Below are 25,109 nucleotides of genomic sequence, written 5' to 3' on the forward strand. Positions count from 1 at the left end.
AGGAATTAAATCATGGCAAAACCTGCTGCTCGTCCTCGTAAAAAAGTTAAAAAGACAGTGGTTGATGGCATCGCCCACATCCATGCATCTTTTAACAACACAATCGTGACCATCACCGACCGTCAAGGTAACGCTCTTTCCTGGGCAACCTCCGGTGGTTCGGGTTTCCGCGGTTCTCGCAAGTCCACGCCGTTCGCTGCTCAAGTAGCTGCTGAACGTGCTGGTCAAGCTGCGCTGGAATACGGCCTGAAAAACCTCGACGTCAACGTCAAAGGTCCAGGTCCAGGTCGTGAATCTGCTGTCCGTGCTTTGAACGGCTGCGGCTACAAGATCGCCAGCATCACCGACGTGACGCCAATCCCGCATAACGGGTGCCGTCCGCCGAAGAAGCGCCGCGTGTAATCCAGGAGATTGTAAAGAATGGCTCGTTACATTGGTCCAAAATGCAAACTCGCTCGTCGCGAAGGCACCGATCTCTTTCTGAAGAGCGGCGTGCGCGCGATCGAATCGAAGTGCAACATCGAAGCAGCACCTGGTATCCACGGCCAACGCCGCGGTCGCCAGTCCGACTACGGCACTCAACTGCGTGAAAAGCAGAAAGTCCGTCGTATTTATGGCGTTCTCGAGCGTCAGTTCAGCGGCTACTACAAAGAAGCTGCCGGCAAAAAAGGCGCAACTGGTGAGAACCTGCTGCAACTGCTCGAATGCCGTCTGGACAACGTTGTATACCGCATGGGCTTTGGTTCGACTCGTGCCGAATCGCGTCAGCTGGTATCGCACAAGTCGGTCAGCGTAAACGGCAAAACCGTTAACGTTCCGTCCTACCAGGTCCGTGCTGGTGACGTAGTGGCAATTCGTGAAAAAGCGAAGAACCAACTGCGTATTGTCCAGGCTCTCGATCTGTGTGCCCAACGTGGCCGCGTAGAATGGGTAGAAGTAGACACTGAGAAAAAATCTGGCGTCTTCAAAAGCGTTCCAGCTCGCAGTGATCTGTCCGCCGACATCAACGAAAGCCTGATTGTCGAGCTCTACTCCAAGTAAGGGCTAGAAAATAGGTGCATCCATGCAGATTTCGGTAAATGAGTTCCTGACACCCCGCCACATTGATGTGCAGGTTGTCAGTCCGACCCGCGCCAAAATCACCCTCGAGCCTCTCGAGCGTGGTTTCGGCCATACCCTGGGCAACGCGCTGCGCCGCATCCTGTTGTCCTCCATGCCCGGCTGTGCAGTAGTCGAGGCCGAGATTGACGGTGTGCTCCATGAGTACAGCGCCATCGAAGGTGTACAGGAAGATGTCATTGAAATCCTGTTGAACCTTAAAGGTCTGGCTATCAAGCTGCACGGTCGAGACGAAGTTACGCTGACCTTGTCGAAGAAGGGTTCGGGGGTGGTTACCGCTGCCGATATTCAGCTGGATCATGATGTCGAGATCGTTAACCCCGATCACGTAATCGCTAACCTGGCGTCTAACGGCGCCCTGAACATGAAGCTCGTTGTAGCTCGTGGTCGCGGTTATGAACCAGCAGACTCGCGTCAGAGCGATGAAGACGAAAGCCGCAGCATTGGTCGCTTGCAGCTCGACTCTTCGTTCAGCCCGGTCCGTCGCATTGCATACGTGGTGGAAAACGCCCGTGTCGAGCAACGTACCAACCTGGACAAGCTGGTTATTGATCTGGAAACCAACGGTACTCTGGATCCTGAAGAGGCTATCCGTCGTGCAGCAACCATCCTGCAACAGCAGTTGGCTGCGTTCGTCGACCTCAAAGGTGACAGCGAACCCGTTGTAGTCGAACAGGAAGACGAGATCGATCCGATCCTGCTTCGTCCGGTTGACGATTTGGAACTGACCGTACGTTCGGCCAACTGCCTTAAGGCGGAGAACATTTACTACATCGGCGACCTGATTCAGCGCACCGAAGTAGAACTGTTGAAGACTCCGAACCTGGGCAAGAAATCCTTGACCGAGATCAAGGACGTTCTGGCTTCTCGTGGTCTCTCCCTCGGCATGCGCCTCGACAACTGGCCGCCTGCAAGTCTTAAGAAGGACGACAAGGCGACTGCCTGATCGTCGTAATCACCGAACGTAGTGTTTGGTAAGGAATGAACCATGCGTCATCGTAAAAGTGGACGTCACCTGAGCCGTACCAGCTCTCACCGCAAGGCCATGTTCCAGAACATGGCGGTGTCGCTGTTCGAGCACGAGCTGATCAAAACTACCCTGCCGAAAGCCAAAGAACTGCGTCGCGTTGCTGAGCCGCTGATCACCTTGGCCAAGATTGACAGCGTTGCTAACCGTCGTCTGGCATTTGACCGTACCCGTTCGAAAGAAATGGTCGGCAAACTGTTCAACGATCTGGGCAAGCGTTATGCAACTCGTGAGGGTGGCTACCTGCGCATCCTCAAGTGCGGCTTCCGCGCTGGCGACAACGCGCCAATGGCGTATGTCGAACTGGTTGATCGTCCTGTCGCTGGTTCTGTAGAAACCGCTGAATAAGACATCAGTCATTACAAAGAACCGGGCCCAGTGCCCGGTTTTTTGTTGCCTGCGATAATCGTCCCCTGGTATCCAGATTGTCTCGAATATGGGGTGACTCTAAGTGATAATCGGAACCCTCCTCATTTCCCACCCTTTTCGGTACCAAATGGCCGAATTTCCCAGTATTTCTGACTTTATTTGCCATCCCATAGGGTGACCAACCAGTCTGGTTGGTTCAAACTAACGCCTTTCACGAGGAGATGGACGGCGATGCAAGGCCACCCGGATGTAATTGATTACCTCAATACCCTGCTGACTGGAGAACTGGCTGCGCGCGACCAGTATTTTGTCCACTCGCGGATGTACGAAGATTGGGGTTTCAGCAAGCTGTACGAACGTATCAATCACGAGATGGAAGAAGAGGCTCAACACGCTGATGCGTTGATGCGCCGGATTCTGATGCTCGAAGGCACCCCACGCATGCGTCCGGACGACCTGGATGTGGGTACTACGGTCCCCGAGATGCTCGCCAGCGATCTTCGTCTGGAATACAAGGTCCGAGCCGCGCTGTGCAAAGGTATTGCGCTCTGTGAGCAGCACAGGGATTACGTCAGCCGTGACATCCTCCGCATTCAGCTCGCCGACACGGAAGAAGACCATACCTACTGGCTTGAAAAGCAGCTGGGCCTGATCAAATCCATCGGCCTCGAGAATTACCTTCAGTCGCAGTTCTGAGGACTGAAAAGCTCGCTACAAAAAAGCTCCTGCCGCAGATCGCGACAGGGGCTTTCTATTAGGAGCATGCGATTAGGCGCGATCACGCTCCAGGAGCGGCTTCAGATAGTGGCCGGTGTAGGACTGTTTCATTTCCGCCACCTGCTCGGGCGTACCGGTAGCGATGATCTGTCCGCCTTTCGAACCGCCCTCCGGGCCCAGGTCGACCAGCCAGTCCGCGGTCTTGATCACGTCCAGGTTATGCTCGATCACGACGACCGTGTTGCCGTGATCTCGCAGGCGATGCAGGACGTCCAGCAATTGCTGGATATCCGCGAAATGCAGACCCGTGGTGGGCTCATCGAGGATGTACAGGGTCTTGCCGGTGTCACGCTTGGACAGCTCGCGAGACAGCTTCACACGCTGGGCTTCGCCACCGGAAAGCGTGGTCGCCGACTGACCCAGCTTGATATAGGAAAGACCAACATCCATCAGCGTCTGCAACTTCCGGGCGAGAGCAGGTACGGCGTCAAAGAACGTCCGCGCCTCTTCGATCGTCATCTCCAGTACTTCGTGGACGTTTTTGCCCTTGTACTTGACCTCAAGCGTCTCACGGTTGTATCGCTTGCTCTTGCACACATCGCAAGGGACGTAGATGTCAGGCAGGAAATGCATCTCGACCTTGATCAGGCCGTCACCCTGGCACGCTTCGCAGCGACCCCCTTTCACGTTGAAGGAGAATCGGCCAGGCCCGTAACCCCGTGACCTTGATTCAGGCACGCCCGCGAATAACTCACGGATGGGTGTAAACAGCCCGGTGTACGTCGCAGGATTTGACCGTGGTGTACGCCCGATTGGGCTCTGGTCAATGTCGACGACTTTATCCAGGTGCTGCAGGCCGTCCATGCTGTCGTGTGCCGAAGCCTCAAGCGTCGTTGCACCATTGAGTGCGGTGGCGCTGAGAGGGAACAGCGTGTTGTTGATCAGCGTCGACTTGCCCGAGCCCGATACACCGGTCACGCAGGTCAGCAGGCCGATTGGAATTTCCAGATCGACGTTGCGCAGGTTGTTGCCGCGCGCGCCTTTGAGTTTGAGCGACAGCTTTTTATTACGCGGCGTGCGCTTGGCAGGCACAGCGATCTTCACCCGGCCCGACAGGTACTTACCCGTCAACGAGTCCGGATGATCCATCACTTCCTGCGGCGTGCCTTCCGCGACGATCTTGCCGCCATGCACGCCTGCGCCCGGACCGATGTCGACTACGTAGTCGGCCAGTCGGATGGCGTCCTCGTCGTGCTCAACCACGATCACCGTGTTGCCGATGTCTCGCAGGTGTCGCAACGTCTCCAGCAGACGATCGTTATCGCGCTGATGCAAGCCGATTGATGGCTCATCGAGGATGTACATGACGCCGACCAAGCCGGCACCGATCTGACTGGCCAGACGAATCCGCTGCGCCTCACCGCCAGAGAGCGTATCGGCGCTACGGTCCAGTGTCAGATAGTCCAGCCCGACGTTAACGAGGAACTGCAGGCGCTCGCGAATCTCTTTGAGAATCTTGTCAGCGATTTCACCGCGGCGGCCTGTCAGCTTCAACTCACCAAAATAATGGGTAGCGTCGCCAATAGGCATGTTGGTAACGGCGGGAAGTGTCTTCTCGCCGACCCACACGTGACGCGCTTCACGGCGCAACCGCGTGCCACGGCACTCGGGGCAGGGCTGGGTGCTGAGAAATTTCGCCAGCTCCTCGCGGACTGTGGTCGATTCGGTTTCCCGGTAACGGCGCTCCAGATTGGGAACGATGCCTTCGAACGGGTGCGCACGTTTGACGATGTCGCCACGGTCGTTCAAGTAACGGAAGTCGACGCTGTCCTTGCCGCTGCCGCCCAGCAAGACCTTCTGCAGCTCGGCAGGGAGCTCCTTGAACGGCACCTCGAGGCTGAAGCGGTAATGCTTGGCCAGCGAGCCGAGCATCTGGAAGTAGTAGACGTTACGCCTGTCCCAGCCACGGATCGCGCCTTCTGCCAGCGTGAGTTCGCCATTGACCAGCCGCTTGGTGTCAAAGAATTGCTTCACGCCCAGGCCGTCGCAGGTTGGGCATGCGCCGGCAGGATTGTTGAACGAGAACAGCTTTGGCTCCAGCTCACTGATCGCATGACCGCAGATCGGACAGGCGAAGCGCGCGGAGAAAATGATCTCTTCGCCTGGCTCATCGTCCATCGGCGCGACCAGCGCAATGCCATCTGCCAGCTTCAGCGCGGTTTCAAAGGATTCGGCCAAGCGCTGTTGCAGGTCCGAGCGTACCTTGAAGCGGTCGACCACGACGTCGATCGAATGCTTCTTCTGCTTGTCGAGCTTCGGCAACTCGTCCAGCTCGCACAGACGGCCGTTGACCCGGGCACGTACGAAACCCTGAGCGCGGAGCTCTTCGAAAACCGCCAGGTGCTCGCCTTTACGCTCCCGAACCACGGGAGCAAGCAGCATCAGTTTCGCGCCTTCGGGTTGTGCCAGCACCAGGTCGACCATCTGGCTGACGGTCTGCGCCTCCAGAGGAATGTCGTGATCCGGGCAGCGCGGCTGACCCACTCGTGCATAGAGCAGGCGCAGGTAGTCGTAGATTTCGGTGATGGTGCCCACGGTCGAGCGCGGGTTGTGGGACGTAGACTTCTGCTCGATGGAAATGGCCGGGGAGAGGCCTTCAATCGTGTCGACGTCCGGCTTCTCCATCATCGACAGAAACTGACGCGCGTAGGCGGACAGCGATTCAACATAGCGGCGCTGGCCCTCGGCGTAGAGCGTATCGAACGCCAGGGACGATTTTCCTGAGCCGGACAATCCGGTGATGACGATCAGCTTGTCGCGTGGAAGGGTCAGGTCGATGTTCTTCAGGTTGTGGGTTCGAGCCCCACGAATCAAGATCTTGTCCAAAGCTGGCCTCGCACGGCGGGCGTGTAAAACGTGGAAGTATACGGGGAAATACTGGATGGATACACACTATTGAAGGGCGTGCCGCCTCACTCGGAAAAAAGAATATTCCTGCGATGCGCGGCAAACCGTCGTATGTGCTCTAAACGATGGGACTGGTAGAATCGCCGCCGGTTCATACGAGGTTTCTTCATGCACGATTCTCACAGCGAGCGCATGAGCGGCAGCGAAACCCGCGCGGCGGGCGGTCTGGCGCTGGTGTTCGCCTTCCGTATGCTTGGCATGTTCATGGTGCTCCCCGTACTCGCCACTTACGGGATGGACCTGGCCGGCGCGAGCCCGGCACTCATCGGTCTGGCGATCGGCGCTTATGGCCTGACACAGGCGGTGTTGCAGATTCCGTTTGGCATTATCTCTGATCGCATCGGCCGTCGCCCCGTCATCTATTTAGGGCTAATCGTGTTTGCGCTCGGCAGCGTGCTGGCCGCCCAGTCCACCTCGATCTGGGGCGTGATCGCCGGTCGGGTCCTGCAAGGCGCGGGTGCTATCTCCGCGGCGGTCATGGCGTTGCTGTCCGATCTGACCCGCGAGCAGCATCGCACCAAAGCCATGGCGATGATCGGCATGACGATCGGCGTGTCGTTCGCCGTTGCGATGGTGGTCGGCCCCATTCTGACCAGTGCGTTCGGATTATCCGGACTTTTTCTGGCGACCGGCGCGATGGCGCTGGTGGGCGTGGCGATCGTTGCCTTCGTCGTGCCCAAGTCCACGGTGACCCTGCAGCACCGGGAATCCGGTCTGGCACGACAGGCATTGGGCGCGACGCTTCGTCATCCCGACCTGTTGCGTCTGGACTTGGGTATCTTCGCGTTGCACGCCATGCTGATGTCCAGTTTCGTTGCATTGCCGCTGGCGCTGGTCCAAAAAGCCGGCCTGCCCAAGGAACAGCACTGGTGGGTGTATCTCACAGCGCTGCTGATTTCTTTCTTCGCGATGATCCCTTTCATCATCTACGGCGAAAAGAAGCGTCAGATGAAGCGGGTTTTGCTGGGCGCCGTGCTGGTGCTGATGCTCACTGAGCTATTCTTCTGGGAGTTCGGAGACACGCTGCGGGCGCTGGTCATCGGCACTGTGGTCTTTTTCACCGCATTCAATTTGCTCGAAGCGTCGCTGCCGTCGCTGATCAGCAAAGTGTCTCCGGCGGGCGGGAAGGGCACGGCGATGGGGATTTACTCCACCAGTCAGTTCCTGGGTTCGGCGGCGGGGGGCATCCTCGGCGGGTGGCTTTTCCAGCACGGCGGACTGGATGTTGTGTTCCTCGGCGGCGCCGGGCTGGCCGCCATCTGGCTGGCGTTTGCTGTTACCATGCGCGAACCTCCCTACGTAACCAGCCTTCGCTTGCCGTTGTCGCCCGAGGCTCAACGCGACACAGGCCTTGCCGATCGCGTGTTGGCCGTACGTGGAGTAACAGATGCAGTAGTGGTCGCCGATGAGGCTGCCATCTATATCAAATTTGACAAAGAACTGTTGGATCGGGCGTCTTTCGACGAAGTGGTCAATCCAGCGTCGGAAACGTGTGAAGCCTAGGAGAACGTTATGGCCCGTGGGGTTAACAAAGTCATATTGGTCGGCACATGCGGCCAGGATCCCGAAGTCCGCTACATGCCTAACGGTAATGCCGTGACCAACCTGAGTCTGGCAACAAGCGAACAGTGGACTGACAAGCAAACCGGTCAGAAGGTCGAGAAGACCGAATGGCACCGTGTTTCGATGTTCGGCAAGGTCGCCGAAATCGCCGGCGAGTACCTGCGCAAGGGTTCGCAGGTTTACATCGAAGGCAAGCTGCAGACCCGCGAATGGGAAAAAGACGGTATCAAGCGTTACACGACTGAAATCGTCGTCGACATGCAAGGCACCATGCAATTGCTCGGTGGCCGTCCTCAAGGCGACGGCGCTCCACAGGGCCAGGGTGGTGGCGGTTATCAGAACTCCCAGAACTCGGCACCGCGTCCGCAGCAGCAGGCACGCCCACAGCAATCCGCTCCTCAGCCACAGCGTGAATCACGCCCTGCGCCGCAACAAGCGCCGCAGCCAGCGCCTGATTTCGACAGCTTCGATGACGACATTCCTTTCTAAACACCGCGTGATCCAGCCGCGATAACGCAGCAAACAAAAGCCCCCGCACAGCTCAGTTGTCGGGGGCTTTGTTTTGGGTCGCGTTCGAGGGTTACAAACCCAGATCCGATAACCCGGGATGATCGTCAGGACGGCGCCCCAGCGGCCAGTGAAACTTGCGCTCTGCCTCTTTGATCGGCATGTCATTGATGCAGGCGAAACGCCGCGCCATCAAGCCGTCTTCATTGAACTCCCAATTCTCGTTGCCGTACGAGCGGAACCAGTTGCCTGAATCGTCGTGCCATTCGTAGGCGTAACGGACCGCGATGCGGTTGTCGGTGAACGCCCAGAGCTCTTTGATCAGGCGGTAGTCGAGCTCCTTGTTCCATTTGCGGATCAGGAAATTTTGCGCCTCTTCACGGTTCTCGACGAAATCTGCGCGGTTGCGCCATTGGGTGTCGAGTGTGTAAGCCAGCGAGACCTTCTCAGCGTCCCGGCTGTTCCAGCCATCTTCAGCCAGGCGAACCTTTTCAATGGCGGATTCTTGGGTGAAAGGAGGAAGTGGCGGGCGAGTCTGGGCATTGGACGACATGATGGACCTCCAGGCGGTGATGATTCGGCGGTGGGTGGGACGTGTGTGGCTAGGAACTGGAACGCAATCGCTGTTCGAGCATCAACTGGGCAACAGCCTTGGCGCTCTCTGCAGCACTGTAGTCGCCCATAACGCGAGCGACGGTGATCGCGCCTTCCATGAGGATGAGAAGCTGTCTGGCAAGAGTGTGCGGATCGGCAATCCCGAGCTGCTCGCAGAGCTCCAGCGTGTAATCCAGCAGTTTCTGCTTGTGCAGCTTGGCAATAAGACGGATGGGGTCCTGTGGATCGCCAACTTCGCCGGCGGTATTGATAAACGCGCAGCCGCGAAAGCCTTCGGACTCGAACCAGCCTTTGATCACATCAAACATATTTAGAACGCGCGCTTCAGGGGTGTCGGCCTTGCTTGATTCAGTCCGAAACCAGTCCATCCAGCGTACGTCACGTGCGTTGAGCGCAGCAGCCGCGACCTCGTCTTTGGTAGCGAAGTAGCGATAGATGCTTTTCCTCGCGACGCCCGACGTCTTTACCAGAAGGTCCATGCCGGTGGCCTGAATGCCATTCTGGTAAATAAGCTGTTCGGCGGTCGCGAGGATTTTCTCGCGGGTATTGGCCGTTGATGTATTCATGACGCGGAAGGTAGAACGTCCGTTCTTCCGCGTCAAGCCGCTCCTTCAAGAACAGGCTCAGCGCACCTGGTCAGACTCCGGCAGCGCGCGTTTCAGATCCTCTGCACTGGGTGAAGCCTTGGCCAGCGTTACGGGGATGGATTTAGCCGCAGGCACCTTGCTGCGTTCAGCGTGATGCCACAACGGAACGAGTGGATTGCACTCGGGGTAGTACGCCGCGCAGCAGTTCTCGGGGATGTCATAGGCAATGATCTGCAGAGGTCCGACCGAACGCGTGACCTGAGGCTCGATGGCGGTGGTGACGTTGACCCAGTCTCCCGGTTTGAAGCCCATTCGCAGGACGTCGTTGCGGTTCATGAAGATGACCGCGCGGGTGCCGTTGACGCCACGGAAGCGATCTTCGTAGCCGTAAATCGTGGTGTTGAACTGATCATTGCTGCGCAACGTCATCAGTTGCAGCACGTCGCGGCGGGTGTGGTTCGGGTACACGTCATCGTTTTCTTCGAGCAGTTCTGGCGTGATGAACATCGCGCGGCCACTCTCGGTTTTCCATTCCCGCTTCGCTGCCGCGATGGGGCGATGAAAGCCGCCGGTTTCCCACATGCGGGTTTCCATGTCGTGGAAAATCTCGGGATAGACCTGAGCGATGCCCTGACGGATCAGCGCGTAATCGCGGCGCCAGGCGTCCCAATCGATCCGGGTGGCACCGGATAATGTTGCCTCGGCAATGCCAGCGAGGATCGCGGCTTCGGCCCGGGCGTGAGCGCTGGCCGGTTCGCTGTTACCCTGCCACGCCCGCACGCAGCCGGTGCTGTCTTCGGTGGTATAAACCTGCTCGACGCCGTTTTGCACATCCTTTTCGATGCGCCCGAGGCAGGGCAGGATCCATGCATTTTTCCCCGGAACCAGGTGAGTACGGTTCAGCTTAGTGGCGATCTGAACGTTCAGGTCCAAGGTATTCCAGGCCGGCTCCATGCGGGACGTGTCGGGGATCGCCCGCAGAAAATTCCCGCCGAGCCCGATGAATCCGCGCACGCTGCCGTCCAGAAGTCCTTCGCAGGTCTCAACGGTATTCAGGCCTTTTTTCGAGGGGACCGCGAAGCCATACAGTGCCTCAATCTTATCCACAGGAATCTTGTTCGGGTCTTCGGTAATGCCGACGGTGCGCTGGCCCTGCACGTTGGAGTGACCGCGCACCGGGCAGATGCCCGCGCCGCGCTTGCCGATGTTGCCGCGCAGCAGGAGCAGGTTCACCAACATCTGCACGTTAGTCACGCCGCGCCGGTGTTGGGTGATGCCCATGCCGTAAACCAGCATCACGCGCTCGTGTCTGGCATACACCGTCGCCACCGCCTCCAGCGCGCTGCGGCTCAGTCCTGCCTGACGCTCGATGGTGTCCCAAGGCGTTTCGAGCGCGCAGTTGCAGAACTCGGCGAATCCTTCGGTGTGCTGGGCGATAAACGCCTGATCGATGATTCCGGGCTGACCCTTAGCCAGCGCCGCCTCGTCCATTTCGAACAGCGATTTGGCAATGCCCAGCACCACCGCCGTGTCGCCACCGATTGCCAGCTGGTGATATTGAGTGCTGATGACCGTCGATTTCGGCCCGAGCATTTCCACCGGGGACTGCGGATTGACGAAGCGTTCCAGGCCGCGCTCGCGGATCGGATTGAACGTGATGATCGGCACGTCACGCTGTCGCGCTTCACGCAGCTGATGCAGCATACGCGGGCTGTTGCTGCCCACGTTCTGGCCGAAAAACAGGATGCAATCGGTGTGCTCGAAGTCATCCAGCGTCACTGTTCCTACCGGTACGCCGATACTTTCCTGCAGGCCGACCGACGTGCTCTCGTGGCACATGTTCGAGCTGTCGGGCAAATTGTTGTTGCCGTAGGCACGGGCGATCAGTTGGTACATGAACGACGTTTCCAGCGAGGCCCGCCCCGATGCATAAAAAACCACGCTCTCCGGCGTCATGCTTTTCAGCTGCGCGCCAATGTCGCGGTAGGCCTCCTCCCACGTGGTTTCCTGGTAACGATCAGTTCCAGCGTTGTACCGCATGGGGTGCGTGAGGCGGCCCTGTTGCTCAAGGTCGTAATCGGGCCACTGGCGCAACTCGGTGAGGGTGTGCCGGGCGAAAAAGGCCGGGTCGGTCTTCCGCGACGTCAGCTCCCACGCGGTGGCCTTCGCGCCGTTTTCGCAGAACTCCAGGCTGTGGGGTTTACCGGGCTTGGCCCATGCGCAGCTGACACAGGCAAACCCGCCCGGCTTGTTCTGCTTGATCAGCGGCAGGCCTGCACGAATCGGTGCCTGCTCACGCCAGAGGATCTCCATCACCGACTTCGCCGAGCCCCAACCGCCGGCGGCAGAGGTATAGGGGCGGAAATGGGCTTTGGGATGGATGAGCGACATGGAGTTGATCCTCGGCGGAGCGGGCGCACTGGAGACAGTCGCCCTCGTAAGGCTACGACGAAGCGGCTCGGTAAAGGTTCGTTACATTTGTCGGTAAGAGGACCGCCAACGGCCAACATGACGATTGCGTGTCGGAGCGAACTTGCCGGGTGAAATCCGATCAGTGTCAGAGGGCCGTTTTTTCCACGGTTCCCTGATCGAAGGAGTGACTCGCGTTTTGCCGAATTTCAAACCCTTTCTGTTGCTTTGCCTGCTGTTAAGCGTTTGCAGCGTCAATGTTCAAGCCGCTGACGCCCCCGCCGCAACAACCGCTGCCGCTGCAGCACCCGCCGATTCTGCACCGGAGGATCCCGCCAAAGCGGAGATTCTGGTCAAGGGAGGATTGCTCGGCGCCATCAGTTCCAGCATCGACAGCGTGCAAGACAAGCTCGATGTGGATGGCCACCTGCTCGACTCCTGGCGTCTGCGCGCTGACCGCGCCGCCGACGAGATCGACGCGCTGGTCAACAAACCGCAGTCGCGCTCAGCGTGGCGGATCGCCGGCGATTTCGTGATGCTGTCCCTGGTGTGGGCGGGGGCGTTCCTGCTGCTCAATCGCATCGGCGCGTTCCTCGTCACCCGGCTATCGCGGCGCCGGTTTTTGATTCGCCGCGATCGCGTGGTCGGGGTGCTGGGTTATATGCTTCCTTATATGGTGCCGGCGCTCATCTGCCTGCCGCTGACCCTGTACGTCAGCCACTTCATGCCGACATCGGTCGGACGCGCGCTGGCGCTGTGTCTGGCGTACTCGACCAGCAGCGGGATTTTCTCCACCTCGGTGCTGTTGTCCCTGATTGTGCTGTTCAACTCGGGCCATAAACGGCCAGCGGTGCGCATCATTCGTCACTACGCGCCGCATCCGCTGTTCATCATCGGCTTTCTCGCGGCGTTGAGCGACGCGTTGACCAGCCCACAGATTGCCCGGCTGTTCGGTGGCAACGTGACCACCAGCATCGCGGCGTTCACCGGGCTGATGGCGTCGGTCATGTTTGGCATGGTCGTCATTCGCATGCGCCGGCCGATTGCGCATCTGATCCGCAACCGTCCGCTGGCCGCCCGACTGTCGCGCCCCGCGGTGCAGCAGACGCTGAAGATCTTCTCCAGCCTGTGGCACTTGCCGATCCTGCTGATGATTCTGGTCTCGGCGGTGAATCTGATCGGTGCCGGCGAAGGCAGTCAGGAAGCCCTGCGTTGCGCGTTGCTGACGACAGTCCTGTTGATTGGCGCGGTGTTTCTCAGCACCTTGTTCCAGCACGTGTTCAAGCCCACCGAGACGCGGACCGACAGTGTTTACAAGGAGCGTCTGCTGAGCCTGTTGCACGCCGTCATGCGTATTGCGCTGGCGATCGGCTTCATCGAGTTGCTGGGTCGGATCTGGGGTTTCTCGCTGTTCGAATTTGCCCAACGCAATGCACTGGGCAAAGTGATCAGCGATTCCCTCAGCAGCATCGGCCTGATTCTGTTGGTGACCTGGCTGCTATGGGTGGTGATGGACACCGCCATTCAGGAAGCCCTGAAGCCTCCGGCCAATGGACGTTCCGCGCGTCAGCCGAGCACGCGGGTGAAGACCATCCTGCCGCTGCTGCGCAACGCGATGAAGATCATCCTCGTGGTGATCTGCACCATCACGACCATGGCCAATCTGGGCATCAACGTCGCGCCACTGCTGGCCGGTGCGGGGGTTGTCGGTCTGGCGATCGGCTTCGGTTCGCAGCAGTTGGTACAGGACGTCATTACCGGCCTGTTTATCATCATCGAGGACACCATCTCTATCGGCGATTGGGTGGTGCTGGATTCAGGCCATGCCGGCACAGTTGAGAGCCTGACCATCCGCACCCTGCGTCTGCGCGACGGCAAGGGCTTCGTGCATTCGGTGCCGTTCGGGCAGATCAAGGCGGTCACCAACCAGTCGCGGCAGTTCGCTTACGCCTTCTTCTCGTTCCAGTTCACCTACGACACCGACGTGGACGCGGCGACTTCGCTGATTCGTGAAGCGGGCCAGTCGATCAGCGATGATTTGCTGCTGGCGAGCAAACTGCAGGGGCCGCTGGAGGTGTTCGGGCTGGATCGAATGGACATGAACGGCATTGTCATCACGGCGCAGTTCCGCACGTCATCGGGCGGGCAGTACGCGGTGAGCCGTGCATTCAATGATCGGCTCAAGCGACTTGTGGATAAGTCAGCTGATGTGCGCTTCGCGCAAACTTATCCACAACTGGTAATGAGCCCGCACAATCGTCAGGCACCTGAGGGGGAAGAGGGCGCTGAGCAACAAGCGCTGCCCGGCAAGACCTCGGTAGTGAACAAGGACGGGTCCGAAAGCCCGGCTTGAGATCTACCGGAACAGCCGATCGCGCACCTGCAACATCAGCGCCTCATCCACCTCGCCCCAATACTGGGGCTTGCCGGCGATGATGGCGGCGATGGGAATGCCGTCGCGGTAAACCAGCTTGTTGCCCACTATCGCCGGGACCTTCGCGCCGGGCAGCAGCGTCCCGGCGAGGTTGAGCGGGTCGACGCCGCTGACGGCAATCAAGCTGCCGTCCAATGGGCGGTTGCGGACTTCGCGCAACAGCGGGATGGCTTCGGGCAATGCGAATTGCTCACCGGCCAGGCCTGAAACGAAGCGCCCGCCGCGAATCTCTCCGCGTGCCTCAAGCCTGTGGAACGTGCGCAGCAGCTCGCGCCAAGTCGGCAGCCAGTCCGCCTCGCGCTCCAACAGGCGCCAGAACACCACGCCGTATCGGCGTAGCAAGGTCATGGCGACATGCTCCAGCGTGTCACTGTCGATCCGTTGTGACGCGCCTTCTTCTTTCGCCGGCGCGCGACGCAACAACGCCCAGCGCCCGGCATCGTCCATGCCGCCAATGAACGCGCCGCGATTGCGTCGACTGGTGTGGCTGCTGCGTTTGCTCGCCGGCGTGATCAGCGCTCGCAGCCCGGCGAAGCTGTCGGCATTGACCAACCCGGCACCGACCAATTCCTGCAGTGCCGTTTCCAGCTCGGCCCGCAACAAGTGCGCTTCGCCGGTCAGCTCATCGAAAAACATCGCGCCCTGGCTCGACAATACCTCGTGAACCTTCTGCGCGCGCAGGGATAATTCAGTCGGCGCCGGCTGTTCGGTCAGCCCGGTCCACAGGCGGACCTGCGGTCGCGGCAGCAGCACAATCGGCGTACTGCGCAACGCAGCGCTGCCAACCTTGTTGCGACTGGTCAGACGCATCCACACCACCTTGCCGGACCGACACAAGTCATCCAGCCAGATCGATGAATAGTCCTTCAGGCGTGCCGGAAGAAGATCACTGTCCCAGGCGCCTGCCGCCGACGAGAAACCTTCCAGTTGCGCGACGACTTCCGGCAGCGCAGCTTTGCCCTGGCTCTGGGTCGTCGCAGATAGATGCTGCCAGTCGAACAGGAATCGAGTGAAGTCCTGCAGCGACACCGGCTCGATTTCCCGGCGCAGGCGTTTGACCGTGTAACGGTGGATTCGCGACAGCAGATGCCGCTCGCACCATTCTTCCTCGCCGGCGTCAGGGTTGAACTGACCGCGCAGCACGTAACCTTCGTTCTCCAGCTGCGCGAGTGCCTGGGCGACTTCGTTCTGCGTCAGCGCCAGTGGCTCGGCAATGTCAGCGACCGTAAGCGGGCCGAAACCGCCCAGCCGCGCCCGCACGATTTCGACGCGCGCTTCGTCTTCGGTCCACGCTTCGTCGAACCCGGCCAATGCCGCCAATGGCGGGTGCATTTCAGCGGCGGGGTAGATCGCCTGCAAACACGTCAGCCGCTCCAGAGGAATCCACAGCGCCTGTTCCGGGGTGACCTGCAAGCGCGTGCCACGACCCGAGCGGGCCAGGCTCTCCAGCCATTTCATCCAGTCGCTGTGCTCGCGGGCCTCAACGCCGGTGATGCACCCCAGGCTCATGAGCGCCTCGTGCATCTCATCCACGTTTTGCGGCTGCGGCCAGGCTTCATCGGCCACCGCTTTGATCGCATCGACATCCAGCGCGCCGAGATCGTCGGTGGATTCCGGGTCGCTCCAGCGCCGATTGAGCACCGCCTGGGTGCGACGTTCTTCCAGCGGCGCGTTGTCGAGAAACGCATACGGCTTGGCGTTGAGGATTTCCGCCGCCAGCGGCGAGGGCGCAGGCAGATCGCGACTGACCAGACGCACTTCGCCGTTCTCCATGCGCCGCAGCAATTTCAGCCAGCTTTCGGCGTCCATGGCTTCATGCAGGCAGTCGTCCAGGGTCTGCTCAATCAGCGGATGCTCCGGCACATCCCGCTCGCCCACCAGATTTTCCAGACAGGCGATCTGGTCCGGAAACACCGTGGCGATCAGGTCATCACTCTTGATCCGCTGCAACTGAGGCGCCACTTTTCGCCCCCCGGTGTAACGCGGCAGGGCCAGGGCGACACCGGCGTTCCAGCGCCAGCGCACGCCGAACAGCGGCGCATCCAGCACCGCCTGAATCAGTAAATGCTCGGCGGTGGCGGCGTTGAGATAACGCCAGACTTCATCAAGCGCAAAGCTGTGCGCCGTGGACAGCGACAGCACGATGGCGTCCTCGCTGGCGGCGGCTTGCAGCTCGAAGTTGAAGGTGCGGCAGAAGCGCTTGCGCAGCGCCAGCCCCCACGCGCGATTGACCCGGCTGCCGAACGGGGAATGAATCACCAGTTGCGTGCCGCCGGACTGATCGAAAAAGCGCTCGATGACCAGCGTGTCCTGTGACGGCAGCGCGCCCAGGGCCGAGTGCGCGCGGGCGAGGTATTCAATGATCTGCTCGGCGCTGGCGAGGTCCAGGCCCAGGCTTTTTACCAGCCAGTCCGTGCAGGCCTGAAGATTGCCGGGGTGGGCGCTGAGCTGCTCGTCGATGTGGGCCTGCAAGCGGGCGACGGCGAACGACAACTCATCGCTGCGCCCCGGGGCCTCGCCCATCCAGAACGGAATGTTCGGCGGCATGCCGTGGGCGTCCTCGACCCGCACGCGGCCGGACTCGATCCGCAGAATCCGGTAGGACGTGTTGCCCAGCTGGAAGATGTCCCCTGCGGCGCTCTCCACGGCGAAGTCTTCGTTGACGGTGCCGATGTTCAGCGCCTGGGGTTCGAGGACCACGCTGTAATCGGCGTTGTCCGGAATCGTGCCGCCGCTGGTGACCGCTGTGAGTTTGCTGCCGCGCCGGCCACGCAACGTGCGGGTCAGCGCGTCGCGATGCAGGTACGCCGCGCGCACGCCCTGACGCCCGCTGTAGCCTTCGGCGAGCATGCTCAGCAGCGCCTGATAATGGCCTTCATCGACGTCGGCGTAGGGCGAAGCCTTGCGGAACAGCGCCAGCAGGTCCTGCTCCTGCCATTCCTGACAACTGACCTCGGCGATGATCTGCTGCGCCAGCACATCCAGCGGCGCCTTGGGAATGACCAGCGTGTCGAGCTCGCCGCGACGCACGCAATCCAGCAGCGCCGCGCACTCGATCAAATCATCCCGGGACACCGCAAACAGCCGTCCCTTGGGCGTGCCGCCAACGTGGTGACCGGAGCGGCCGACGCGCTGCAAAAAGGACGCGATGGAGCGGGGCGAGCTGATCTGGCAGACCAGATCGACGTCGCCAATGTCTATCCCCAATTCCAACGACGCCGTGGCGATCAGTACCTGCAGATCACCGCGCTTGAGGCGCTGCTCGGCGTCCAGCCGCTGTTCCTTGGCCATGCTGCCGTGGTGGGCGGCAACGGCCTCGTTGCCCAGTCGCTCGCTCAAATGCCGCGCCATGCGCTCGGCCAGGCGCCGGGTGTTGACGAAAATCAGCGTGGTGCGATGTTCACGCGCCAGCACCGCGAGCCGGTCGTAGACCAGTTGCCAGACGTCGCTGGACATCACGGCGCTCAGGGCCACAGGCGGCACTTCGATAGCCAGATCCCGGGGGCGCGCGTGGCCGATGTCGACGATGGCGCACGGCCGGCTGACCGGGTCGCTGCCCACCAGAAAGCGCGACACCCGCTCGATAGGTTTTTGCGTCGCCGAAAGCCCGATGCGCAGCAGCGGTTTCGCACACAGCGCCTGTAAACGCTCCAGTGTCAGGGCGAGATGACTGCCGCGCTTGCCGGCCGCGATCGCGTGAATCTCATCGACGATGACGGTCTGAGTGCTCGCGAGCATGCGCCGACCGGAGTCGGACCCCAGCAGCACGTAGAGCGATTCCGGCGTCGTCACCAAAATGTTCGGCGCGGTTTTACGCATCGCGGTGCGTTCTTTCTGCGGCGTGTCACCGGTGCGCACGGCGGTGGTGATGCGCAGCCCGGGCAGACCTTGCTGAATCAGCTGATCGGTGATGCCCGCCAGCGGGTTTTGCAGATTGATCTGGATGTCGTTGGACAGCGCTTTCAGGGGCGAAACGTACACCACGAAGGTCTCGTTCGGCAGCTCGCCACCCCGCTCCAGCCCCTGATGCACCAGATCATCGATGACCGCCAGAAACGCGGTCAGGGTTTTCCCGGAACCGGTGGGCGCGGCAATCAGCGTGGACTCGCGGCGTTTGATCAGCGGCCACGCCTGGGCCTGGGCCGCGGTAATGGCCGGGAATGTCGAGCGAAACCACGCGCTGACCGCCGGGTGAAAGGCGCCGAGCACCGGGTCGGGTGTCTGGGGAAGGTTCATCGCTAATTAATGCGGGCGCAGGCAGGCAGATGCAAGAGGCAGATACTGGGCCGAGTGATCGGCGGCGCGCCTCAACAGCTTCACGCAGTCCCGCGCGCCCGAGGCTGTTGGGACTTGCCCGTCGACGTGTTATGTTTGCGGACGTTTTTCACCTAATTTTAATCGACCTGAAGACTGAGCCTGCTGACTCTATGCGAATGCGCCTTATGCTATTGGGCGGCGGGAATGCCCTCGGGCAGGCGTTGATTCGTCTAGGTGCCGAGGAGAACATTGGATTCCTCGCGCCGCGCCCACCGCAAGACGGTTGGGATGCGGCAAGCCTGACGCAACTGCTCGATGACACCCGCCCGGATGCCTTGATCAATCTCGCTTACTACTTCGACTGGTTTCAGGCGGATCGGGTAAGCGCTGACAGGCTGGATAATCAGGAACGCTCTGTGGAGCGTCTCGCTGAACTGTGCCAGCACCACAACATCGTCCTTGTTCAACCCTCCAGCTACCGCGTTTTCGACGGTTCGCGGGCGACGGCTTACAGCGAAAAAGACGAGCCCGTGCCGCTGGGTTCCCGTGGGCAGGCCCTGTGGCGCATCGAGCAAAGCGTGCGGGCAACCTGTCCGCAGCATGTGCTGCTGCGTTTTGGCTGGCTGCTCGACGACAGCGCCGAAGGTGTACTGGGGCGCTTTCTCAGCCGCGCCGAATCCCCTGGTGAATTGCTGCTGGCAGACGACCGTCGTGGCAATCCGACGCCGGTCGACGATGCTGCGAGGGTGATCATTTCGGTGCTTAAACAGCTCGATTGCGCCGCGCCGCTGTGGGGTACTTATCACTACGCCGGCCACGAAGCGACCACGCCACTGGCGTTCGGTCAGGCCGTGTTGACCGAAGCCCGTCTGCTGCGCCCGCTGGCGATCGAGGTACCTACCGCGCAGGCCCACGCCGCACGTCCGGACGCCAGCGAGGAGCCGCAGAACGCCGTGCTCGCCTGCAAGAAAATTCTCCACACTTTCGGTATCAAGCCACGCGCCTGGCGTGCTGGCCTGCCCAACCTACTGGACCGCTATTACCGCCATGTCTGATGCTCCTGTCCTCATCACCGGCGGCGCCGGTTTCATCGGTTCGCACCTGACGGACGCGCTGCTCGCCAAAGGCTACGCCGTGCGTATTCTCGACGACCTGTCCACCGGCAAGCGCAGCAACCTGCCGCTGGACAACCCGCGTGTTGAGCTGATCGAAGGTGATGTGGCCGATGCCGCGCTGGTGGCCCGAGCGGCGGTAGGTTGCCAGGCCGTGGCGCACCTGGCTGCCGTCGCGTCGGTGCAGGCCTCGGTGGATGATCCGGTGAAGACGCACCAGAGCAATTTCATCGGCACGCTGAATGTCTGCGAAGCGATGCGCCAGGCCGGTATCAAACGCGTGGTGTTTGCTTCCAGCGCTGCGGTGTACGGCAACAACGGTGAAGGCGAGCCCATCACCGAAGACACCCCGAAAGCACCGCTGACCCCCTACGCGTCGGACAAACTGGCCGGTGAGCACTACTTCGACTTCTATCGCCGTCAGCATGGTTTCGAGCCTGTCGTGTTCCGCTTCTTCAACATCTTCGGCCCGCGCCAGGACCCTTCATCGCCGTACTCCGGCGTGATCAGCATCTTCGCGGAGCGTGCGGTAAACGGCCTGCCGATTGCCGTTTTCGGTGATGGCGAGCAGACCCGCGACTTCTTCTACGTCGAGGACCTGGTTGACCTTGTGGTGCAGGGAATCGAAATACCGACCGTGGCAGAGGGCGCGGTCAATGTCGGCCTGAACGCGACGACTTCGCTGAATGAGCTGCTGGCCGCCCTTGCCGAGGTGGTGGGGAACCTGCCAGCGGTAAGCTACCTGCCGGCGCGTTCAGGTGACATCAAGCATTCCCGGGCGAGCAATCAGCGTCTGCTTGAGCGCTTCAAAGTGCCAGAGCCCACGCCGCTGAAGGTCGGGCTGGCGCGACTGCTGGGGCGCTGAAACCCGCGCAGCAAAAAGGCACCGATGAGGTGCCTTTTTTATGCCTGTTCGTTGGGGCGCAAGCGCTTAGAACTTGTAGCCCACGCCAACCATGTACACCCACGGATCGACGTCCACGTTCACTTTGGTCCGGCCGACGCCCAGCGCCGACGGGCCGTCCAGCGTCGCTTGGGTGTCGATGTCCACGTACCAGACGGCGGCGTTGAGCATGATCTTGTCCGTCAGCATGTAGTCCGCGCCGATCTGACCGGCCCAGCCCCAGGAGTTCTTGATGTGCAGGTTGTTCATGCCCTGGCCTTTGCGTTCGCTGCTCAGGTTTTCATCGTAGAACCAGGTGTAGTTCACGCCGACACCGGCATAGGGCTGGAATTTCGACGTCGCATCCATCGGGTAGTACTGCAGCGACAGGGTCGGCGGCAGCTGCTTCACGTCCGCCAGCTTGCCATCCAGACCCGGGCCCAGGCCCTTGACCGCAACGGTGTGCTGGAAAGGCGTTGCCGCCAGCAACTCAAGGCCCACGTGGTCGGTGAGCATGTAGGCGAAGGCCAGGCCCAGTTGGGTGTCGCTGTCCAGTGTCGCTTTGGTCCCCGGGACTTTGGTGCCGTCCAGCTTGAGGTTGCCGCTCTCTTCATTGGGCGCCGTTGTGGCAGCACCGGCGCGAATGATGAAGTCACCGGCCTGGTGGGCGTGAGCGGCGAGGGGGACACCGAGTGCAAGCGCGAGCAGGGGCGCGCTGAGCAGGTACTTGTGCATGGGGGCTCCGTAAGGGCATAAAAAAGGTATGCCGTATGTTACGAAGCGTCTAGGTCGCGGTTTTTGACCTGGCTCAATGAAAACTCGATTAGGGTGCGCCTGTTAACGGCCACTCACTGCTCATCCGGCATTTCGTACACCAGAATCTTGTCCGCTTCCATCTGGTAACCCGCGTCGGCCAATTCGCTGGTCGAGGATTTGACCTGCATCGGGCCTTCGATCCAGTAGGGTTGGTATAGCTCGTCCACCTTGACGCCCAGTTCGCTCGTCACGTGGACGATCTGATTCGGCGGCGGTGGGGGCACGTGAATGCAGGCGCCGAAGTAGGGCACCAACAGAAACTCTGTCACCCGGCCTTCCTCGCTGACTTCCAGCGGCACGATATACCCCGGCAGCCGCACTCGCTGGCCATCGAGCGATTTGACCACCGGCGCATGGGGCGCCAGTTGATGGGCGGCGGGCGCCGACTCGACTGACAGGGTGTCCGCCATGCTCGACAGGTTGTGAATGGGCGCGGTGATCAGCTTCACCGGCGGCGCGTCAGGCGGGATCATTTCCTGCCACGTCAGCACGCGCAGGTCCTGCGCCCACAACGGCGTCACGACGAGCATTAACAGCATCCAACCCATCCGCATCACAACGACCTCATAAACGAATCGACAACCCGTCTGCCAGCGACTGGCGATAGGCTCGCCACGCGGGCACGGTGCCCATCAACACGGCAGCGCCGAGAATGCCTGCCAGCAGCGTCCACTCGTAGGCGCTGGGCAGGGAGAGCGGCAAATACAAACCGTAATTGGCCTGCACGTAACCCTGCGCGGAGGCAATGCCGATGTAAAGCAGCGCCAGGCCGCAGACCGAGCCTGCCAGCGCCAGGGCAAAGGCTTCCAGCACCAGCAGACTGGCGATATGCCAAGGCCGCGCGCCCACCGAACGCAGAATCGCCATCTCGCGGCGCCGCTCGTTGAGGCTGGTGAGAATCGCCGTCAGCATGCCGATCAGCCCGGTCAAGACAACGAACAACGAGATCACGAACAGCGCTTTTTCAGCGGTGCCCATCAGGCTCCACAGCTCCTGCAGCGCCACCCCCGGCAGAATCGCCAGCATCGGTTCGCCGCGGAACTCGTTGATCTCGCGCTGCACGGCAAAGGTCGCGATCTTGCTGTTCAGCCCGAGCATGAAGGCAGTGATGGCCGTGGGCGTGAGGTCCATATTGCGCGCCTGGTCGGCACTGATCCGACCGGCGCCTTGTGCCGGCACGCCGTTGTGCCAGTCGATGTGAATCGCTTCCATACCGCCCAGGCTGATGTGCAGCGTGCGGTCCACCGGCGTGCCGGTGCGTTTGAGGATGCCGACGACGGTGAACGGCTTGTCGTCATGCTTGACCAGACTCACCGTCGCGACGCCGTGGGCCAGCACCAGCTTGTCGCCGAGCTTGTAATGCAGCGCGTCCGCCACTTCCGCGCCGAGCACCACTTCAAACGGGTCGGTGGCAAACGGCCGGCCGTCGGCCATTTCGAGATGCTGCTGACGACCGTACTGGTAGTGCTCGAAATACGATTCATTGGTGCCCATCACCCGATAGCCGCGATGGCTGTCACCCAGGGAAATCGGGATCGCCCACTTCACCTGCTTGCTGTTGGCGAAGTGCTCGAAGCTGTCCCAGCGAATGTTGTTGGTAGCGTTGCCGATGCGGAACACCGAGTAGAGCAGCAGGTTGACCGAGCCCGAGCGCGCGCCGACGATCAGGTCTGTGCCGCTGATGGTGCTGGCGAAACTCGCGCGCGCTTCGGTGCGCACCCGTTCGACCGCCAGCAGCAGGCAGACGGAGAGGGCAATGGCGAACGCGGTAAGGAAGGCAGTGAAGCGGCGGTTGGCGAGGCTGGCCAATGCCAGGCGAAGAAGATACATCTCAGACCTCTGCGGCGACGGCGGCGCGATTGAGTTCGGCCAGCGACAGGTTGCGGTCGAACAGCGGCGCCAGGCTCTGATCATGGCTGACGAACAACAGGCTGGCACCGGCCCCGCGGCATTCGGCGAACAGCAGCTGAATGAAGGCCTCGCGGGCGTCGGCATCCAGCGCCGAGGTGGGCTCGTCGGCGATGACCAGTTCCGGCTGGCCGATCAGGGCGCGTGCGGCAGCGACGCGCTGCTGCTGACCGATGGACAGCGAGTCGGCGCGGCGGCCCAGCATTTCAGGGTCTTTCAAGCCCAGGTGAGCGAGCAGGGTTTCAGCCGCTGTGTCGACGCTGCCGTGGCGCTGGGTCGCCCGCTGGGTGCGTAATGTGGAAAAGCGGCAGGGCAGCTCGACGTTCTCGCGCACTGACAAAAACGGCAGCAGGTTGAACTGCTGGAAAATGTAGCCCGTGTGATCGACACGAAAGCGGTCCCGCGCTCCGGCCGAGAGCTGTGTCAGCTCCTGACCGAGCAGGCGAACGCTGCCGCGACTCGGGCGCTGCACACCGCCCAGTAGACCCAGCAGCGTGGTTTTACCGCTGCCGCTGGGGCCTTTGAGGAACAGGGTTTCGCCGGCATCAAGGCGAAACGCCGGAATGTCCAGCAGTTGCGGATGCCCCGGCCAGCTGAAGCCGAGTTCGGACAATTCAATGAGCGCTTGAGTCATGGCCACACGTGCGTCTGAAAAGTGATCGACCGGGAAGCCCGGTCGCTGATGGAGCGGCGTTGGTTAAAACTTGATCGCCGGATTGCTCGGACGCACTTCGGCGCCCATTTGGCGTTTCGGTGTCACCAACTGCACCTGAATGGTCTGAGTGGCCGGGAAGCTTTTGAACAGTTGGGTCAGATCGAGCTTGTTGAACACATTTGGCGCGCTGCAGGTGAATTGATAGTGGCCATGAATTTCGCTGTGCTCGTGTTCGGCGGCGTCGCCATCGGCGTGGTCGTGATCGTCGTCATCCTTGTCGCCGAACAGCGTGCTTTCCACCCGTTGTCTGGTGGCGGTGCAGCCGGCCGCTTCCGGAAGACTGAACAGCGCGTGGGGCTTGAGCAGGGTTTCCTTGGCCAGGGCCAGGGTCATTTTGTCTGCGTCGGTGGTTGCCGGGTGCTCAAAGCCGACGATATTCATGGCCGGGGTGTCGAGTTCCAGTTCCAGCGTGCGGCCGTCCAGCGCCATATCCAGCCGCGCGACACCGTGGACGTGCGCGCCGAGACTGCCGTGCTCATGATCGTGGTCATGTTCATCGGCCGCGAAGGCGACGGCGAGGGGCAGCAGGGCGAAGGGCAGGGCGAGTAGCAAACGACGCATGGGGGAAAGCTCCGGAAGCGAGTCTGAAATGTGTTATGTAATCTTATAACAATGTGTGGCGCCGTTTCTTAACTTTTTCAGGCAGCGCTTATGGAGGTGCGTCGCGGAGGGTTCAGGGATCACGTGCAGGTCGCCAATTCCTGTGGGACCATGCCGGTCCGCCCTATCAGAGGACACACCCCATGCTGCGAATCCGTGGAACCGTCGGCGATCTGCCGGTGGATCTGACTGTGGAAATGGACGACGCCGATTGGGCTCGGCTGGGTGTTCAGTTGGGCACGCAGGTGCGGGAAGCGTCTGCGCCCACTGATACGCCCGTCAAGCCTGTCGCCAGTCGCAACGATGCTGTCTGGGATATCGCTCAGGCGCTGTTGCGCAAGGCAGGTCACCTGAACGGGCCGGATCTGCTCGGTCAGCTGGAAGGTCTGTCGGGCAGCACCGCTGCGGGCAAACGCCTGATGGTGCGCATGCGTCACAGCGCCAACGTGAAAGTGGAAAGCCAGGGCGACACGCCGGTGTATCACTGGGTTGAGTGATACACAG

Annotated in this window: 21 protein-coding genes; 11 read left to right on the plus strand and 10 right to left on the minus strand. The window is 60.9% G+C overall.

Going from position 1 to position 25,109, the window contains the following annotated elements:
* Positions 1–12 precede the first annotated feature (12 nt).
* The 5 genes from rpsK to bfr all read left to right on the plus strand — a co-directional run bounded on the left by rpsK (position 13) and on the right by bfr (position 3,211).
* Positions 13–402 (plus strand): 30S ribosomal protein S11, encoded by a 390-nt coding sequence (rpsK, locus tag SLW75_RS21225; protein ID WP_002555466.1) that lies wholly within the window; start codon positions 13–15, stop codon positions 400–402.
* 18 nt (positions 403–420) lie between these two features.
* Positions 421–1,041 (plus strand): 30S ribosomal protein S4, encoded by a 621-nt coding sequence (gene rpsD / locus SLW75_RS21230; protein ID WP_037017742.1) that lies wholly within the window; start codon positions 421–423, stop codon positions 1,039–1,041.
* Between the two features lie 22 nt (positions 1,042–1,063).
* A complete protein-coding gene (locus tag SLW75_RS21235) occupies positions 1,064–2,065 on the plus strand; it encodes a DNA-directed RNA polymerase subunit alpha (protein ID WP_007970428.1) in 1,002 nt (333 codons plus the stop codon).
* Positions 2,066–2,107: 42 nt separating this feature from the next.
* Positions 2,108–2,494 (plus strand): 50S ribosomal protein L17, encoded by a 387-nt coding sequence (gene rplQ / locus SLW75_RS21240; RefSeq protein WP_410935367.1) that lies wholly within the window; start codon positions 2,108–2,110, stop codon positions 2,492–2,494.
* A 252-nt stretch (positions 2,495–2,746) separates the two neighbouring features.
* Complete coding sequence (gene bfr, locus SLW75_RS21245) at positions 2,747–3,211, plus strand: bacterioferritin (protein ID WP_122623962.1); 465 nt, start codon at positions 2,747–2,749, stop codon at positions 3,209–3,211.
* 72 nt (positions 3,212–3,283) lie between these two features.
* Here the strand turns inward: bfr and uvrA are convergent, their stop codons facing one another.
* On the minus strand, positions 3,284–6,118 hold the full coding sequence (gene uvrA / locus SLW75_RS21250; protein WP_410935368.1) for an excinuclease ABC subunit UvrA: 2,835 nt from the start codon (positions 6,116–6,118) through the stop codon (positions 3,284–3,286).
* Positions 6,119–6,307: 189 nt separating this feature from the next.
* Here uvrA and SLW75_RS21255 point away from each other — a divergent pair, with 189 nt between their 5' ends.
* A complete protein-coding gene (locus SLW75_RS21255; RefSeq protein ID WP_410935369.1) occupies positions 6,308–7,702 on the plus strand; it encodes an MFS transporter in 1,395 nt (464 codons plus the stop codon).
* A gap of 9 nt (positions 7,703–7,711) precedes the next feature.
* Positions 7,712–8,251, plus strand: coding sequence for a single-stranded DNA-binding protein (locus SLW75_RS21260; RefSeq protein ID WP_037017756.1), 540 nt, complete (start codon positions 7,712–7,714; stop codon positions 8,249–8,251).
* Positions 8,252–8,342: 91 nt separating this feature from the next.
* On the opposite strand, the gene SLW75_RS21265 is transcribed toward SLW75_RS21260, so the two are convergent.
* From SLW75_RS21265 to SLW75_RS21275, 3 genes are read right to left on the minus strand one after another with little or no spacing between them, the layout of a single operon-like run.
* Positions 8,343–8,822 (minus strand): DUF1348 family protein, encoded by a 480-nt coding sequence (locus SLW75_RS21265; RefSeq protein ID WP_410935370.1) that lies wholly within the window; start codon positions 8,820–8,822, stop codon positions 8,343–8,345.
* A 49-nt stretch (positions 8,823–8,871) separates the two neighbouring features.
* Positions 8,872–9,450 carry a TetR/AcrR family transcriptional regulator gene (locus SLW75_RS21270; RefSeq protein WP_410935448.1) on the minus strand — a complete coding sequence of 193 codons (579 nt, stop codon included), beginning with the start codon at positions 9,448–9,450 and terminating at the stop codon, positions 8,872–8,874.
* Positions 9,451–9,507: 57 nt separating this feature from the next.
* A complete protein-coding gene (locus SLW75_RS21275) occupies positions 9,508–11,862 on the minus strand; it encodes an FdhF/YdeP family oxidoreductase (protein WP_410935371.1) in 2,355 nt (784 codons plus the stop codon).
* Between the two features lie 253 nt (positions 11,863–12,115).
* Here SLW75_RS21275 and SLW75_RS21280 point away from each other — a divergent pair, with 253 nt between their 5' ends.
* The gene (locus SLW75_RS21280; RefSeq protein WP_410935449.1) at positions 12,116–14,233 is read left to right on the plus strand and encodes a mechanosensitive ion channel family protein; all 2,118 of its coding nucleotides are present in this window, start codon (positions 12,116–12,118) and stop codon (positions 14,231–14,233) included.
* Between the two features lie 3 nt (positions 14,234–14,236).
* On the opposite strand, the gene SLW75_RS21285 is transcribed toward SLW75_RS21280, so the two are convergent.
* Complete coding sequence (locus tag SLW75_RS21285) at positions 14,237–18,550, minus strand: DNA glycosylase AlkZ-like family protein (RefSeq protein ID WP_410935372.1); 4,314 nt, start codon at positions 18,548–18,550, stop codon at positions 14,237–14,239.
* Between the two features lie 191 nt (positions 18,551–18,741).
* Between SLW75_RS21285 and SLW75_RS21290 the strand changes: the two genes are divergently transcribed.
* Entirely contained in the window at positions 18,742–19,626 is an 885-nt protein-coding gene (locus SLW75_RS21290) for a sugar nucleotide-binding protein (RefSeq protein ID WP_065988444.1), read from the plus strand.
* A complete protein-coding gene (locus SLW75_RS21295) occupies positions 19,619–20,548 on the plus strand; it encodes an NAD-dependent epimerase/dehydratase family protein (RefSeq protein ID WP_410935373.1) in 930 nt (309 codons plus the stop codon). Before SLW75_RS21290 ends, SLW75_RS21295 begins: the two co-directional genes overlap by 8 nt.
* 66 nt (positions 20,549–20,614) lie before the next feature.
* Here the strand turns inward: SLW75_RS21295 and SLW75_RS21300 are convergent, their stop codons facing one another.
* The 5 genes from SLW75_RS21300 to SLW75_RS21320 form a co-directional block, all read right to left on the minus strand.
* Complete coding sequence (locus SLW75_RS21300; protein WP_065988442.1) at positions 20,615–21,301, minus strand: OmpW/AlkL family protein; 687 nt, start codon at positions 21,299–21,301, stop codon at positions 20,615–20,617.
* A 113-nt stretch (positions 21,302–21,414) separates the two neighbouring features.
* Positions 21,415–21,930: a DUF3299 domain-containing protein gene (locus SLW75_RS21305; protein ID WP_369319269.1), complete on the minus strand. Its 516-nt coding sequence runs from the start codon at positions 21,928–21,930 to the stop codon at positions 21,415–21,417.
* Positions 21,931–21,946: 16 nt separating this feature from the next.
* Entirely contained in the window at positions 21,947–23,212 is a 1,266-nt protein-coding gene (locus SLW75_RS21310) for an ABC transporter permease (RefSeq protein WP_369319259.1), read from the minus strand.
* Position 23,213: 1 nt separating this feature from the next.
* Entirely contained in the window at positions 23,214–23,924 is a 711-nt protein-coding gene (locus SLW75_RS21315) for an ABC transporter ATP-binding protein (protein WP_410935374.1), read from the minus strand.
* A 63-nt stretch (positions 23,925–23,987) separates the two neighbouring features.
* Complete coding sequence (locus SLW75_RS21320; RefSeq protein WP_065988438.1) at positions 23,988–24,566, minus strand: DUF2796 domain-containing protein; 579 nt, start codon at positions 24,564–24,566, stop codon at positions 23,988–23,990.
* Between the two features lie 182 nt (positions 24,567–24,748).
* On the opposite strand from SLW75_RS21320, the gene SLW75_RS21325 reads away from it, so the two are divergent.
* Entirely contained in the window at positions 24,749–25,102 is a 354-nt protein-coding gene (locus SLW75_RS21325) for a hypothetical protein (protein WP_065988437.1), read from the plus strand.
* Positions 25,103–25,109: the final 7 nt, after the last annotated feature.

This window comes from Pseudomonas sp. W5-01, assembly GCF_046540435.1.
In the GTDB taxonomy this organism is placed as follows: domain Bacteria; phylum Pseudomonadota; class Gammaproteobacteria; order Pseudomonadales; family Pseudomonadaceae; genus Aquipseudomonas; species Aquipseudomonas graminis_B.